12 protein-coding genes are annotated in these 16,741 nt (G+C 32.0%); 8 read left to right on the top strand and 4 right to left on the bottom strand.

The features are described from left to right. Positions 1 to 2 precede the first annotated feature (2 nt). From wecB to KHA93_RS13200, 8 genes are all read left to right on the top strand, one after another. A complete protein-coding gene (gene wecB, locus KHA93_RS13235; protein ID WP_213111158.1) occupies positions 3 to 1,130 on the top strand; it encodes a non-hydrolyzing UDP-N-acetylglucosamine 2-epimerase in 1,128 nt (375 codons plus the stop codon). Beyond that, positions 1,130 to 2,338 carry a glycosyltransferase gene (locus tag KHA93_RS13230; protein ID WP_213111157.1) on the top strand — a complete coding sequence of 403 codons (1,209 nt, stop codon included), beginning with the start codon at positions 1,130 to 1,132 and terminating at the stop codon, positions 2,336 to 2,338. Before wecB ends, KHA93_RS13230 begins: the two co-directional genes overlap by 1 nt. A gap of 272 nt (positions 2,339 to 2,610) precedes the next feature. Next, complete coding sequence (locus tag KHA93_RS13225; RefSeq protein WP_213111156.1) at positions 2,611 to 3,960, top strand: lipopolysaccharide biosynthesis protein; 1,350 nt, start codon at positions 2,611 to 2,613, stop codon at positions 3,958 to 3,960. Between the two features lie 389 nt (positions 3,961 to 4,349). Continuing rightward, on the top strand, positions 4,350 to 5,537 hold the full coding sequence (locus tag KHA93_RS13220) for a glycosyltransferase (protein ID WP_213111155.1): 1,188 nt from the start codon (positions 4,350 to 4,352) through the stop codon (positions 5,535 to 5,537). Between the two features lie 5 nt (positions 5,538 to 5,542). Further along, complete coding sequence (locus tag KHA93_RS13215; RefSeq protein WP_213111154.1) at positions 5,543 to 6,616, top strand: glycosyltransferase; 1,074 nt, start codon at positions 5,543 to 5,545, stop codon at positions 6,614 to 6,616. A 571-nt stretch (positions 6,617 to 7,187) separates the two neighbouring features. Then, positions 7,188 to 8,537, top strand: a complete 1,350-nt coding sequence (locus KHA93_RS13210; RefSeq protein WP_213111153.1) for a hypothetical protein — start codon at positions 7,188 to 7,190, stop codon at positions 8,535 to 8,537. A gap of 1,236 nt (positions 8,538 to 9,773) precedes the next feature. Further along, complete coding sequence (locus tag KHA93_RS13205; RefSeq protein WP_213111152.1) at positions 9,774 to 11,144, top strand: UDP-glucose dehydrogenase family protein; 1,371 nt, start codon at positions 9,774 to 9,776, stop codon at positions 11,142 to 11,144. Next, positions 11,125 to 12,144 (top strand): SDR family NAD(P)-dependent oxidoreductase, encoded by a 1,020-nt coding sequence (locus KHA93_RS13200; RefSeq protein ID WP_213111151.1) that lies wholly within the window; start codon positions 11,125 to 11,127, stop codon positions 12,142 to 12,144. The genes KHA93_RS13205 and KHA93_RS13200 overlap by 20 nt, the downstream gene beginning before the upstream one ends. Positions 12,145 to 12,340: 196 nt before the next feature. Here the strand turns inward: KHA93_RS13200 and KHA93_RS13195 are convergent, their stop codons facing one another. The 4 genes from KHA93_RS13195 to KHA93_RS13180 form a co-directional block, all read right to left on the bottom strand. Continuing rightward, the gene (locus tag KHA93_RS13195; protein WP_233711156.1) at positions 12,341 to 13,174 is read right to left on the bottom strand and encodes a carbohydrate ABC transporter permease; all 834 of its coding nucleotides are present in this window, start codon (positions 13,172 to 13,174) and stop codon (positions 12,341 to 12,343) included. Positions 13,175 to 13,189: 15 nt separating this feature from the next. Next, positions 13,190 to 14,131: a carbohydrate ABC transporter permease gene (locus tag KHA93_RS13190; protein WP_213111150.1), complete on the bottom strand. Its 942-nt coding sequence runs from the start codon at positions 14,129 to 14,131 to the stop codon at positions 13,190 to 13,192. Positions 14,132 to 14,182: 51 nt separating this feature from the next. Beyond that, positions 14,183 to 15,472, bottom strand: coding sequence for an ABC transporter substrate-binding protein (locus tag KHA93_RS13185; protein WP_213111149.1), 1,290 nt, complete (start codon positions 15,470 to 15,472; stop codon positions 14,183 to 14,185). Positions 15,473 to 15,799: 327 nt separating this feature from the next. Then, positions 15,800 to 16,654, bottom strand: a complete 855-nt coding sequence (locus KHA93_RS13180) for a helix-turn-helix transcriptional regulator (protein WP_213111148.1) — start codon at positions 16,652 to 16,654, stop codon at positions 15,800 to 15,802. Positions 16,655 to 16,741: the final 87 nt, after the last annotated feature.

Here is a 16,741-nt window from a genome sequence, read left to right as displayed (position 1 = left end):
TAATGAAAAAATTAAAAGTCATGACAGTCGTTGGTACTAGACCCGAGATTATAAGATTATCGGCTGTTATAAATAAATTAGAACAATCAAATGCAATTGAACATATACTTGTTCATACAGGACAAAATTATGATTATGAACTGAACGAGGTATTTTTTAAAGACTTTAACTTGAAAAAGCCAGATTATTTCCTAAATGCTGCTACTGGAACGGCAGTAGAAACCATAGGAAATATCCTTGTCAAAATAGATCCAATTATGGAAGAAGTAAAACCTGATGCATTTTTAGTGCTTGGTGATACTAATAGCTGTTTATGTGCTATAGCAGCAAAAAGAAGGCAGATTCCTATATTTCACATGGAAGCAGGAAATCGATGTTTTGATCAGAGAGTACCGGAAGAAACAAATAGAAAAATTGTCGATCATACTGCAGATATTAATTTAACTTATAGTGACATTGCAAGAGAATATCTACTTAAAGAGGGATTTCCTTCAGACAGGATTATTAAAACTGGAAGTCCAATGTTTGAAGTTCTAAACTCGAGAAAGGATGATATAGAAAATTCGGATGTAATAGAGAGGTTAAATCTAGAGGAAGAAAACTATTTTGTAGTATCTGCTCATAGAGAGGAAAACATCAATTCAGAATGTAACTTCCTAGATTTGGTCGATAGTTTAAATGCGGTTGCCGAAAAATATAAAATGCCTGTTATAGTAAGTACACATCCTAGAACTAGAAATATGCTTGAGGCAAAAGGAATAGAGTTTAATCCTTTAGTGAGAACTATGAAGCCCTTGGGTTTTAATGATTATGTAAAACTGCAAATTAAAGCTAAAGCAGTACTTAGTGATAGCGGAACGATAAGTGAAGAATCATCAATTCTTGGGTTTAGAGCACTAAATATTAGGCAAGCTCATGAACGACCAGAGGCTATGGAAGAAGCATCTGTTATGATGGTTGGTTTAACAAAAGAAAGAATACTACAAGGGCTAAATGTATTAGAATTACAAGAAAAAAATTCCTTAAGGCTTGTTGAGGATTACTGTATGCCTAATGTTTCTGATAAGGTTCTCAGGATTATTTTGTCTTATACAGATTATGTTAATAGAGTAGTGTGGAGTAAACAATAATGAGAAAGAACTTTCTGTTTCTAGGCTTTGCTATTCCAGATGAGGAAATGAAAAGTGTAATGAGTTTTGATAAATTCCCTGCTATTCAAACTCATAAGTTTAATTGGAATTTAATAAAAGGAATGGAAGTACACGATATTTATAATTATACCTACATCTCAGCAAGACCAGTATCAGACTATCCCTTTTTTTCCGAGAAGAAAATTAAAAGTAAAAAATGGAGTGTAGATGTATTTAATAAAAAAATAGAGATAACTGAAATTTACTTTATTAATTCAAGCATCCTTAAAATATTCACAAGATTTTTTTCAGGGCTCTATTATAGCATAAAAAAATATCATAGAATTAAAGAAAAAGGCGGTGTAATTGTTTATTCTGTACATCTTCCCTTTATGTTAATAGGATATATTGTATCAAGGTTATACAATATAGATTATATTGCTATTTGGACAGATCCACCATCTGTACGAAGTGAAAGAGAAAGTTTTTTGAAGTCCAAACTAAGAAAAATAGAATACCTCTTCTCAAAGATATTAATGAATAAAGCATCAAAAGTCATAGCTCTTACTAAATATCTTGCAGATGATTTTGCTCCAAAAAAACCTTGTACAGTTATAGAAGGTATAATAGATGAAAAAGATATAAACCCTAATATTAAAAAAGAGAGAATCGAAGGTTTGGATTTTTTTAAGATAGTTTACACAGGTTCCATAGAGAAACGGTATGGGATAAAGAATATAGTTGAGGGTTTTAGGTTAGTTAAAAATGAAAATATTATACTTGAAATATATGGCCGTGGTGACTATGAAGATGAATTAAAAAAGGTTAGTACTATAGATGAAAGGATAAGGTATAGAGGGTTCGTTTCGAATGAAGATATTTTAAAAATTCAGAGAGGAGCTGATTTCTTAATTAATGCACGATCTGCTGAAGATGAATATGTAAAATATTCATTTCCTTCAAAGACTCTCGAGTACATGCTTTCTGGAACACCATTAATAACTACGATGTTACCAGGTATTCCAGAAGAATATAAAAACTATGTTTTAGTGTTAAAGGATAATAGTCCTTTAACAATTTGTAATATGCTTAAAAAAGTAATTAAATTAGAAATAGAAGAACGATATCTAATTGGTTTTAAGGCTTTAGAATTTGCTAAAGGTAAGAATTATATCAATCAAGGAAAGAAGATAATAGATACATTATAATTTATCATAATGGGGCGTTCGTAATAAAGAAGTCATGCAATAGCACTCTTTAGTAATATTCCCGTTGGAAGAATTTCAGGGTAGAGGGAATAAGTTAAGGGTCACCTTGAAATGATATACCCAAAAAATTAGGCATAATAACTCTAATTATAACCAAAGATAACTCCTTGGTTAATTAAAGTAAATTCAAAAGTAGCTGTATGTGGGTGAACAAGGTGTATAGACTTATAATTTATTTTGGGGAATAGTTAAATTATAGAGGGGAAAATGACTTGGACTTGGAAGGAAAAATAAATAAAGCAAAAAAGATTTTTAAACAAGATGAGAGGACTAAGCGTATAGCATTAACAGCAATAACTTCTGCTCTCTCTCGTGTTTTATCAATTCTTGTTCCACTAATAATTGTTCGTATAGCAATTGAACGATTAGGGGCAGAAACATACGGACTATGGATGACTGTGACAGCATTTTTTTCACTTTTTACATTTGCTGATTTAGGATTAGGTAGTGGCTTACAAACCAAGCTTAGCAGGTTACATGGCTCTAAGGATAATAGAGAAGCTCAAATGTTAATATCAAGTTCACTTATGGTATTAACTGTAGTTGCATCTGTTATTTTATTAGTATTTTGCCTGTTATTTTCTGAAGTTAACTGGATAAAAGTAATGAATGCTGAATCTGAACAAACAATAACTGTTGTGGCGACTGTAGTTTTAGCTGTTGTTTTAAGTAAAATTGCAAATGTACCACTTGGATTAGTACAAAGGACTCAATATGGATTTCAAGAAGGATATATTAGCAACATTTGGAATGGGGCTTCCAGTATACTAAGTCTAATAATAGTATATTTACTTGCCCAACTAAGTATTGCCCCTATTTGGATAATATGGGGATCGTCTTTCGCCCCAGTATTTGTAGCTGCAGTGAATCATTTTGCATACTTTAATATTCAGCACCCAGAAATTAAACCTAGATTACTTCTGTTTCGTAGAAACGAGGCATTTAATATATTGAATATTGGATTTCAATTTATGATTTTATCGATATTAACAACTATCGGATTATCAATGGATAGTTACATTATTGCACAAACATCTAGTCTTGAAAATGTAACACCATATTCAATTGGTTATAGAATTGCAATGGTAATGGGCGCTGCAACTATAATGCTTAGTACCCCATTATGGGCCGCTAATGGAGAAGCACTATCTAAAAAAGATTTTTCTTGGGTACGTAAAACAACAAAAAAAATGTCGAGGATGTCTTTGGGAGTAACTTTACTAGGGTCGATAATATTTTTAGTATTTGGAAGTCATTTAATAGACCTATGGCTTAATAACAATGTAAAAATACCATTTTTGTTAATGGCCGGATTATTATTAATGCAAATAGTTCAATCTTTTATTTCTCCATATTTTATGGTTTTGAACGGAGCAGGAATTGTAAAAAAACAAATTATATTATTTTCGATTTATACACCAGTTTCATTATGTATTAAATACTATCTTTCAATCCAATTTGGTTTTTTGGTAGTACCGTGGATTGGTGTAATATTATATACATTATTAATAGCTTTACCTACTTATATATTAGCTAAAAAAGTATATACAGATATTAAGTAAATAAGATATGTTATTTAAAAATCAAAACTAATTTTTTGAAGATGTTTCGGAAACCAAGATGCAATAATCAGTTAGATTGGGTCTTTAGTAAAAAGAGGCTTGATTGTATTAAAATTACCTTATTTGATGACATTTAAGTGTTTGTCTTTCTGGCCAAGTTAATGGTCAGTTATTTTTTTTTAATGAGCAATGATCAAAGTTTTTTGCTATTTTTATTTTGGGCTATAACAAAAAAATTCCAAATAAGAAATTATTAAGGAAGTATTTTAAGTGTTTCATTGTTATTCACCGAAAATATTGATTGCCCAATTAATGAAATTAAGCTATTTGACATTATAAAGTATGCGAAATCATTAAAAATTATAGAGTGAAGGAGGCGTCAAAACTATATGAAACAGCCGAAAAAAACAGTGTTATATGTTGGGAACTTTCTATTTCCAACAGAGGATGCTGCTGGAAAAAGAGTCCTTAATATCGGAAGATCTTTAAAAAGGTCTGGTTATAACGTATTTTTTGCTGGCAATAATGAAGGCTATAGGAATGAGGACAAACAAAAGAATGGAAATTATAAGTATAATGGTTTTAGATATTTCCCAAGGGATATAAAAAGTAAAGTCAAAAGAAAAATCGATAATTATTATAGCTTTAGTAGAATTCGAAATTTAATAAATAAATTAGAAAATGAGGGAGAAAAAGTGGATATCATTATCTCCTACCATATGGACTTCCTTGGAATGATAGAGTGTATTAGATATTGTAAAAATAGGAGTATTACATTTATATCTGATTGCACTGAATGGTATGATCCACGACAGACTATACATGGAAGATTTGGTTTAGCCTATTATAATTCACAATTAAGAATGTTAATTGCAAATAAAAAGTCTGATGGAATGATTGTGATTAGTAAGTATTTAGAAAAATATTATGAAAAGTATACTCCAGTATTGAGGGTACCTGCGTTAGATGATGTCCAGCATATGGGAAATAATAGAAAAGCGACTCATGATAAATTAAAGTTTGTATACTGTGGAAGCCCAGGGAAAAAGGATGATCTATGTTCAATTTGGGACGCCTTTGAAAAAATAGGATGTAATGAAAACTGGGAATTAAATATTGTAGGAATATCTGAGGACTACCCTATGTTTAATAAAAGTAAATATTCCACAGAATTAGTTAAAAGGTTTATTTTCCATGGTCGGGTTCCTATAGAAAAAGCCCAATCAATTATCCAAGAATCTCATTTTTCAATTCTAATAAGGCCCCAAAATAAAAGGTACACAAACGCTGGGTTCCCTACTAAGTTTTCTGAGAGTTTATCATTAGGAACTCCTATTATTGCTAATATCACTAGTAATATAAATGACTATTTAAATCATGGGGGAAATGGCATAGTAGTTAAAGATAACAATATCGGTTCAATAATCAGCGCACTTAAATATGCTTTAAATCTAACAGCCGATGAAATAGATATAATGCGTTCCAATGCATATAAAAGTGCAAGAGAATCATTTGATTATCAACAGTATACGAATAAAATTAGTTATTTTATAGAAAGTGTGGTAAATAAAAAGTGAAAATAATGGTTACGATAGGCTCTTTAAGGTTTAGTGGCGCAGAACGGGTTCTCTTAGCTCTGGCCAATGCATTGCAAAAAAAAGGAAATGAAGTAATACTTTTGGCGATGCAAGGGGATGAAAGTTCGCCCTATAAAGATCCAATAGATAGAAATGTTGAAATTCAGATAATAAATTATCAAGGAGGCTTCTTTGTTAAAAACCTTAAGAGGATATTTGCAATTCGTAATTTAATATTAAGAGATAAGCCTGATGTTATTATTTCATTTGGATATATCTTAAATCCTATTATTATTTTGGCAAGTATGTTTACAAAAGTACCCATTATCATATCTGAAAGGAATGATCCTAAAATTGAGCCGAAACAGAAAAAATATAGGATATTAAGGAAGATACTATATCCATTTTCAAATAATCTTGTTGTACAAACAGAAGAAATTGCTGACTTTTTCAAACCGTTTATGAAAGGTAAGATCTCGATTATTCCGAACCCAATAACAAACCTAAATATTCCACAAAGATACATTGGTGATAGAAAAAATACTATTGTTAGTGTAGGCAGATTAGATCAGAAACAAAAAAATCAAATTTTGCTTATTAGAGCGTTCTCTAAGATCACTAATGATTACCCGGATTATAAATTAATGATATATGGTGAGGGTGATGACAGAAGATTATTAGAAGATGAAATATATAAACTTGGGCTAGAGGGAAAAATTGAACTGCCAGGACAGAAAGATAATATAATGGAATTAATAAGAGATGCAAGAATGTTCGTATTATCTTCAGATTTTGAGGGAATGCCAAATGCATTAATAGAGGCGATGGCAATGGGAATTCCTAGTATTTCAACAGACTGTGGTGGAGGAGGGGCAAGAGCACTTATATTAACACATAAGAATGGAATTTTAGTTCGCAAAAATGATAATCTGCAATTAGCTGAGGCTATGAGATATATAATTGAAAATCCAGAGAAAGCTTTAAAAATTAGTGATGAAGCTCTACTTATTAGGGAAAAACTTTCAATTAATAAAATAGTTAAAAGTTGGGAAGATCTTCTGATTAGTCAAATAAAATGAACTCGTATTTTTTAAGAATATGCTAGCTATTGTATTTTAATTTTGTAAAATAAATTAGCTGAATTGCGGTTTTGAGGTAATTTAAATTCTTTCTTATAATATAAACTTTAAATTTGTTTAAGGAATTTTTTTAGACGCATATAAAGAAAAAAAGGATGAACTATAAATGAAATTGCTTTCCTTTTTAATATTTTTTAGAACACCAAAGAGAATGGAGCTTTGTGAAACAGTTTGTAAAATATGTGGTCCAGTTAAGAAGAAATTATTGATACTTCAGAGTTTGCCACTTTTCACAGTGTGCTAGATTTTGAGTCAAGTATAAATGGGATTCTATATATGGAATAGATAAACTAAGTAAGTACTGAGTTTAGGTATCACCAGTTTCTTGGGAAAAAACTAAAAGTGAAGGTTTTTTGAACTAACGCTTCTTCTTTTTGTAGTAATTGTTATTTTTCATTTCAACCATCCGGGACGATAGTGAAAAGAAAATATGTTGAAGAAGTGAGTTTTGAATAAAGTTTATCGTAATTTCCTATTTCAAACTCTTTAAATAATAAATGAGGAGAAAAAAATGGTAACGCAAAAAAAAATTATTAAAGCGGCTTATATGCCTATAATCATCCTAATGAGTTATCTATTTTTAACAATACTCCTTTACCATACTTGGGTAATAAAATGGTTTATTCCTAATCCTGTTCAAATGACGACTTATGTGATATTTAATTTTATTATTCTATGGTTTGGATATTATGTTTATGCTAGGGAGCATAAACATAATCTGCCCCAATCTTTTTTTGATGGTGATTTACAATTTACCCGAAAGAAAAACGCAATTATAATTATTAGTGCCATTTATAATATCTTATCGGTTTTTGTATACTCAAATTATTTTATGGGAGGAATTTCCCTATCAAATATACTTTCACCAGGATCATCTTATTTATACAGACAAATAGAGTTTAGCGGTGAAAGAAATATCATTGTACAATTATTCACCTACAGTTGGGTTCTAAGTTATTTTTATTATCCCATGGGTATTATTTATTGGAAAAAACTAAATATATACATGCGTTTACTTTTTGTTATTTCATTAGTCATGACAATTATTTACTGGTTAAATATGGGGACAATGAAGGGATTAGGTGATTTAGTAATTGTTTTTATTCCAATTTTTCTATTAAAACGATATGTTTTCTCTATATCGAGGGCTTCAAACAAAAGTGTTAAGAAAACAAGAACGTTGTCACTTGTTGTTCTATTTTGCCTTTTTGTTATGGCGTTTTCAGTAGTTGGGGAAGGCCGGAAAGAAGAAATAGGGCTCAAAACTACAGAAGTATTTTACGTATCTCAGGCTATGAAACCTTTTTTAAAGGAGATAGATAGTGATAGTATCATAATAAAAATATTAGGCCTTAATTTATCGACTTCTTTAACCGATCTTGTAAACTATACAACACAGGGATATACAGGACTTGCATATGCATTTAATTTACCCTTTGAATGGACTTACGGAGTAGGCCACTCGCGAACATTAACAGAACAAGCGGAAAAATTTACAGATAAATCTATTAGCAGTAAAACATATTTAGCCAGAAATGAGGCGATAAATTCATGGCCGAATGGAATGTTTTGGTCTTCTGTTTTCCCTTGGCTAGCTTCTGATTTAAGTTTTTATGGTGTTCCCTTTTTTATGTTTTTGATAGGTATTTTGCTTGCATATTGCTGGTTTGACTTTATTTATAAAAAAAATATATTAGCTTTAATAGCACTAGGACAATTGTTTATCTTTGGATTCTTTATACCGGCAAACAATCAATTGGTTCAATCTCATCAATCGTTCTTTGGGACTACGGCCCTGTTCATCATATATTTCTTAAGTAAGATTTTCAGAAAAAATATATGGGACAAGAGTAGGAGGTGATGCTAAGATAAAGAGAGAACCTTGTATTAGCTTGTATTAGTTTGGGTTCATAGGCTCTTCAATGTATTCAAGTTATTTTTAAATGGGAGGACAGGAAAAACAATATCTTAGAATAGCTAGGTCTTCTAATAAATAAAAATTCATTCCAATGTTTTAGTAATTCCCCTCTTATCTTAGTGTGTAACTGACGTCATCAACCGATATTTGTGAATTATGTATATAAATAAGCGAAGTGAATTGAAATACTGTTAATATTAGGCGAGTTGATTAATCATTCATTAGGCTTCCCTAAAGATACAAAAGCACTTGAGTATATTGCCAAGCAGAACGGTTATGAACTCAAAACGTTTAAATCGGCTATAATATAGGGCACCAGGTTCTGAAACAATTCATAATTTCGCGGAAATTTTGCACCTTTCTAAATATTTGTTGAAAGGTTTTTTGGGGTCTGTGGATCAGACCCACTAGCCTTGCATTGAAGTATTAAATATATGTAAAATATTTACACTTCATTTTCGATTTTAGTTAAAAAAAGGAAAGAAGGTATCAAATGATCTTGCTCCCTTCTGTTTCCTTTTATTAATTTCCTAACTTCTGTCCATTTTTAGTGAACTGTTTGTTAGCTTCCTTTTCACATTTTTCTTTTACCAAAGCAACGTTTCCAAACGATGGTGATGGTTTTTCTTTTTCAATTGGAATAGGAACCTTCTGTCTTTTTTTAGATTTCTCTTTCTATTCGACTTGTAATCTCTTCTTAAAGGAACTTACAGACAATATAAAGTTGTTGGGTGCCAGGTTCTAAAATAATTCAGAATTTTGTTAGAACCCGGCACTTTTTAGCTTTCGCTAGCTAGATCAACTAATGTTATTAACCTAGCTTTATCTTAATTAGCAAGGTGGACCCATGTATTTTAATTTCCAATCTATTACCATTTTCTCCTTTTAAAATTATTAGATTAAAAGAAGATATATTTGTCGATGAGCATGGTGGTCCAACAAGTTTCCCTAGTGGAAAATCGGATAAATACGTGAGTCATGTTGTCAATACCAATTTTGATACATTGCTAAAGTTGTATTTGATAAATTATGTTAATCAAAAAGACTTGTTACACAGATTATTTTATAGTGGTAGAATAGGAGGAACACTACTAGCCGATGTGCTAGTTTTTTGCATTCCAAAATGACTTTTGATAAAAATAAATTAGTTTTATTCTTAAATTTTGGGAGGTGTTTAATGTGTACAAAATAGCAGTTGCAGGAACGGGATATGTTGGTCTTGTAGCCGGTGTTTGTTTTGCTGAAAAAGGTCATCAAGTAACCTGTGTCGATATAGATGAAAAAAAAGTAGAATTAATGAAATCCGGTGTTTCTCCAATATACGAATATGGATTAGAGGAGTTAATGCAGAAGAATTACGCATCTACTCGTTTAGATTATACAACGGATTATCAAACTGCATACAGGGACGCAGATGCTATTTTTATAGGAGTAGGTACTCCTGAACAACCTGATGGATCCGCAAATCTATCATATATCGCGACAGTTGCAAGGCAAATTGCTGAATCTGTAGAGAAGGATTGTCTCGTTGTTGTGAAATCAACAGTTCCGGTTGGTACAAACGATAAGGTGGAACAGTTTATTCAAGATTTCCTAATTAACGATGTTAAAGTAGAAGTTGCATCTAATCCAGAGTTTTTAGCCCAAGGATCCGCAGTGCACGATACACTTCACGCTGAAAGAATTATTATCGGAACAGAAAGCAAATGGGCTGAAGAATTATTAACGAAAATCTATGAACCATTTAATCTACCAATTGTTTCAGTAAACAGAAGATCTGCCGAAATGATTAAATATGCTTCAAATGATTTCTTAGCACTTAAAATCTCTTATATGAATGATATTGCCAACCTTTGCGAATTAGTTGGTGCGGATATTCAGGATGTTGCAAGAGGTATGAGTTTTGATGAGCGGATTGGAAGTAAGTTTTTAAGCGCAGGAATTGGTTTTGGTGGTTCCTGTTTCCCTAAGGACACAAAAGCACTGGAATATATAGCAAGACAAAATGGTTACGAGTTAAAAACAGTAAAGGCTGCTATTGACGTAAATAAAGAACAAAAGACTATATTGTTTAAGAAAGCTAGCAAAAGACTCATTACGTTTAATGGTCTCAAGGTAGCTGTTTTAGGTTTGACTTTTAAACCTGGAACAGATGATTTGAGAGAAGCTGCTTCCTTGGAAAATATCCCTCTATTATTAAAACAGGGTGCGGACATTTATGCATATGATCCAGTTGGTTCTCCTAATTTTGCTAAAGTCCATCCAGAAGGGAAGGATGGGAAAGGTAGTATTACCTATGTTTCAAATATAGAGCATGCATTAGATGGTGCTAACGTCTGCTTTATTTTTACCGAGTGGGGGGAAGTTAAAGCAGTTACTCCTGAAACTTATGGAAAATTAATGAGGACTCCATTGGTTTATGATGGAAGAAATATATATAGCGTTAAAGATATGGAAGATGCAGGTATAGAATACCATTCTATAGGAAGGGAACCTACTAAAAGGGTATTGAGAAAGGAGTCGAAACAACTTGAATCAATTAAATCCTAAGAAAGTTTATTTAATCACTGGAGCCGCTGGTTTCATTGGTTATTTTTTATCTAAAAAACTACTTGATCAAGACTGTATGGTAATCGGAATTGATAATATGAATGATTACTATGATGTTAATCTCAAATATACACGTCTCAATCTATTAGAAACTTATGATAAGTTTACCTTTATTAAATGCGATATATCAGATAAAGATACTATTTTGAATATCTTTGAAGAGTATAAGCCTAATATTGTAGTCAACTTAGCTGCACAGGCTGGTGTTCGCTATTCTATTGAGAATCCAGACGTATATATACAAAGCAATATTACAGGTTTTTTTAATATACTAGAGGCATGTAGACGTTATCCTGTTGATCACCTAGTCTACGCTTCATCCAGCTCTGTTTATGGAGCAAACAAGAAAGTGCCTTTTGAAGAAACAGATTTTGTCGACAATCCTGTCTCATTATATGCAGCTACTAAGAAGTCAAATGAACTAATGGCTCATACATACAGCCATCTGTATAAAATTCCTGCTACAGGACTTCGATTCTTTACTGTTTACGGTCCAATGGGACGCCCTGATATGGCTTATTTCGGATTTTCTGATAATTATTTTGCGGGGGAACCTATTAAGATATTTAATAATGGTGACTTTGAAAACGACCTATACCGTGACTTTACTTATGTTGACGACATTGTCGAAGGCATAGAACGCCTATTAAGTAACTCACCTACAGGAGATCTCCAACATAAAGTCTATAATATAGGAAACAACAATCCTGAGAAGTTAATGGTATTTATTGGAACATTAGAGAAGGCTCTAAGTAATGCTTTAGGTAGAGAAGTTTTGTTTGAGAAAATCTATGAGCCAATTGTACCTGGAGATGTTCCAGCTACTTATGCATCAACGGAATCTTTGCAGCGAGCTGTTGGATTTAAGCCGGAGACTCCAATTGATGAGGGATTGCAGAAGTTTGCGGACTGGTATGTGGGATATTATCAAAAGAAGTAAATCAAACCAAATAATAAATGTGTGGTGCCTATTGCACCACACATTTTGATAATAAGTATAATGTCTTTATATCAGCCAAAAACTCCTAGTTTCAAAGTAATTCTCTCCTTTTCTATCATGATAATAAATATTAAGTAAAATATAAATAGTTTAGAAGCTTGCTATCATCGCTTTTTAATTTCAATCATAGGTTTATTTATTTCACACCTGTTAATGTTATTCCCTCAATAAAATAACGTTGTGCTAAAAGGAAAATGATAATAATAGGCAATAACGTAAAGACAGAAGCCGCCATTAGTAGGTCATAGTTTGTAGAGTAGACCCCTTTAAATGAAGCAAGTCCCAATTGAACTGTAAATTTATTCATTGAATTAATATAGATTAATGGACCCATAAAATCGTTATAAACTCCTTGAAACGTGAAAACGGTTAAGGTAGCAAGAACAGGTTTTGATAGTGGTAGAAAAATTTGCCACCAAATCCTAAATCTACTACAACCGTCAATCATGGCAGCATCTTCTAAGTCACCTGGCAGTGTAAGAAAGAACTGCCTAATCAAAAATATAGCAAACGCATTTCCAAAGAGACCAGGAATAATAAGTGGCTTAAATGAATCAATCCAACCTATTTTACTAAATACAATAAATTGTGGGAGTAAAGTAACAGTACCTGGGATCATAAGTGATGCCAATAACAAAATAAAGATGAAGTTTTTCCCGTAAAAGTTTATTCTTGCAAAGGCGTAAGATGCTAATGACGAAACGAGAACAGTAAAAATCGTGACAGGTAATACAATAAGAAGCGTATTAACAAACATGGTACCGAAATTCATCCCACCGGCATTCCAAGCTTCATAGTAATTTCTCCAATCAAATTCACTCGGAATCCAAACAGGAGGCATTATAAATATTTCATTCGGCTTTTTTAAAGAAGTGGAAACCATCCAAAGAAATGGCGCTATAGAGACAATTGACATGATAGAAAGTAGTATATAAGATACTATTTTTCCAGTTTGGTTAGTTTTTCGCAATTCATATTCACCTTCCTACATATCATATTGAACCTTGCGCCCAAGTAATTTATTTTGGATTAAGGTGATAATCAATATTAAAATAAACATAATGACTGCTATTGCACAGGCATAACCCATCTTATTGTATTTAAAGGCATTGGACCATAAATAATAAGTGAGAGTATGGGTTGAATAGCCTGGTCCCCCACTTGTCATTATATAAATCTCTCCAAAAACTTGGAAAGCACCTATTACTGACATGATGGTGATAAAAAAGGTTGCTGGTGTTAATAGTGGAAACGTTATACGGAAAAACTTTTGAACTTTAGTTGCACCATCTAATTCAGCTGCCTCATATAAGTGTCTAGGGATTCCTTGTAGTGCTGCTAAAAAGATCAACATATTATATCCGGCGTTTTTCCAAATTGCCATAAGTGCAATACTTGGTAAAGCTAATGTTTCGCTAGTCAACCAATCTATTGGATCAATACCTACTTTTGATAAAATAAAATTGATTAACCCAAAATCTGGATTATAGAGCCATACAAATAATAGAGCTACTGCAAGCAAAGGGCTTATGACTGGAATATATAGGAGTGTTCTAAATACAGAAATTCCTCTTAATGGTAAGTTCATTGCCAGGGCCAAGAGGAGAGAGAGTGCGATTGATGCTGGAACATAGTAAATTACCCACAATATAGTGTTTTTTAAACTAATTAAAAATACCTCATCTTTAAATAAATTTATATAATTATCAAATCCAGCCCATTTTGCGGGTGTAAGTGTATCCCACTCCATACTTCCTATAACGAAAACAGCTATAACAGGAATAAGTGTAAAACTTAAAAATCCAAAAAGTGCTGGAGCTATAAATAAGTAGCCTTCTAAATTATCTCTTTTTCTTTTTCTGGATTTATATTTTTTTGTAAGAGTAATAGAATTGTTAACTACTATTTCAGATGCTTTATTACTCATTTCCACACCTCCTATGTAAAAGGGAGGAATTCTATTCCTCCCTCCAGAACCTTATTTAAATAATTCGCTATTTGCTTTTTCGTCAATTAATTTAACAGCTTCTTCTATTGTTTGTTTTCCATTAAACGCAGCATCTAATTGAGGTGTAACATACTTATCCATAAATTCTGAGAAGTGGCCACTTCTAGCCGCCTCTAGTTGGACTTGCGTATCAAGATAATTAGATGTAGCTTTTAATACATCTGCATCAGGTGGAGAAGTTACCATGGATGGGTCATCAAAAAATTCTGTATTTGTTGGCATTCCCAAACCTAACCCAATGATCTCTTGCAGACCCTCTTTACTTAATGTATATTTTAAAAGTTCTACAGCTTCATCCTGATGTTTACTATCTGCACTTACAGCCAAAGTACCAGAGAAAATTGGATTTACTCGAGTAGCGCCTTTTGGCATTTCGACGGCAGTCCATTCGAAATTAAGTGCCTCTCTATATGTTGGAACCATCCATTGTCCTGTTGGATACATCGCAACCTTACCAGTTTCAAACATTTGACTTTGACCCATTCCAGATTGCTTTAAGGTAGCAGGTGAAGGAGCAGCTTTAAATGTTTGAAATAGGTCATACATCCTTGTTAGCCCTTTGATTACCTCAGGGGTGTTAAAATTGGATTTTCCATCTTTAAACCATACTCCACCTTCATTTTGAGTAAATACGCTCCAAGGACCCCACCAAGTATCTAAAGCAGCACCATATTGTGTGGTTTTTCCATCTTCTTTTTTTGTTAATTTATTTGCTATATCAATGTATTCTTCCATATCCCAATCTCCTGTTGGGATAGGAACACCTGCTTCGTTAAATAAATCTTTATTGATATACATGATATATGGTTCCCAGTCCTTAGGAATTGAATATTGTTTTCCATCAACTTTTCCATACTCTAAAAGTCCAGGAACAAAATTTGCTACCAATTCAGGATACATTTCAATGTATTGATCGAGTTCAGCTAATTTTCCGGTTTTAACATATTCCGTAACAAGGTTTTCTCCCACATAAAATACATCTGGAACTGTATTTCCTTTAATCATTGTCTTTAACTTCGTATCGTAATCTTGTGGAACATATATGTAATTAACTTTGATGTTTGGGTGTTTTTCTTCAAACTTTTTAAACATTTCAGCATACAGTTTTCTTTCTTGTTCGTTACCCCATCCCATGAAGCTAACTTCAACTTTTTCACCGTTCGAATTACTACCTGACTTTTCACTTTTACAGCCTGTTAATGGAATAATCAATAATGCAATGAATAATAAGATCGATAAACCTTTAAATTTTTTTAGCATAAAAACTCCCCCTTATAATGTTTAAAAGGAAAAAACAACAAATGATGGTACCCTATATCACACCTTTCTAATTATAATTATTCTTGTTCGTACAACTTTAACTTCAACCATTTTATTCATATAATTGGGATCAATCATGAAGAGAGGGAATATTTTGTAATGAGATTATACTCTAAATATACTGAATATTGAACGCATAATCTTACTCACTTTTAGTACAAAATTATTTTCTGTGAAGTTTAATTCCGGAAGATTGTATTAATAAGATAGTAAAGAATTAATCTATATTGCAAGAAATTACATAGACTTAACATGTTTAAACAAAATCTATTTCTCTTGAATATTTCTTATAGCAGAGGGGGAAATATTTTTTATCTTTTTGAAGACTCTACCGAAATAGGTGATACTCCCATATCCTACTTTTTCGGCAACTTCTGTAATGGGTAAATCCGTTTCCATTAATATTCTTTCGGCCTCATTAACACGAAGAATATTAAGATATTCGATTAATGTTTTACTAGTAACCTTTTTAAAGATTTTGCAAAAATGATTTGGACTCAAATTAACCATCGAAGCCGCCTGTTGAACAGTAATACTTTTATTGTAATTCTCACGTAAATAATCCAATAGCTCAGTTAAATGATAATTTTTTTGAATTCTAGTAACCGATAATTGTTCAATTTGACAATAATTCCGTAGGATTAAACCAAAGATTTTAAATAATTCAGCCTTAATTAATAACTCAAATCCCTTTTCTTTGCCTTCAAATTCATTAATTAACCTCAATATCGCTGCTCTTATTTTATTGGTGTGATCATCCTCTTTTTTTAAGAAATTAGGTAGTTTTAACTGACGAAACAAATAAGGAGAAAAATATAGATTTCCTGTATTATCCAATCCATTATTTTTTACTATCGCACCATTAAAAACAATTGCAATTAATTCCGTATCTGAGTCTATTATTCTTGCAGCATGTAATTGTTTAGAATTAACGAAAGCAATTTCTCCTCTTTGCAATTCAACAAATGAGTCGTCGATTTGTATGCAGGCCCTACCTTCCTTAACAATTATCCATTCCATGTGATCATGCCAATGTAAATAAATATCTTGTACAAAAAAAACATTGATAGGAAAAGTTTTATCCGGAATAACTGTAGACTCTTTCAAATGTTCAATTTCCATTTCAACCCTCCGAAAGTTTATATAGTTAATTTTTCGTTTAATGTAGCAATCATTCAACTTATTGTCAACGCTTACATTATAATGAAG

The organism is Lederbergia citrisecunda, assembly GCF_018343695.1.
Lineage (GTDB): Bacteria > Bacillota > Bacilli > Bacillales > Bacillaceae_C > Lederbergia > Lederbergia citrisecunda.
Note: the sequence above shows the minus strand (reverse complement) of the source record. Positions and strands in the feature narration are given on the sequence as shown.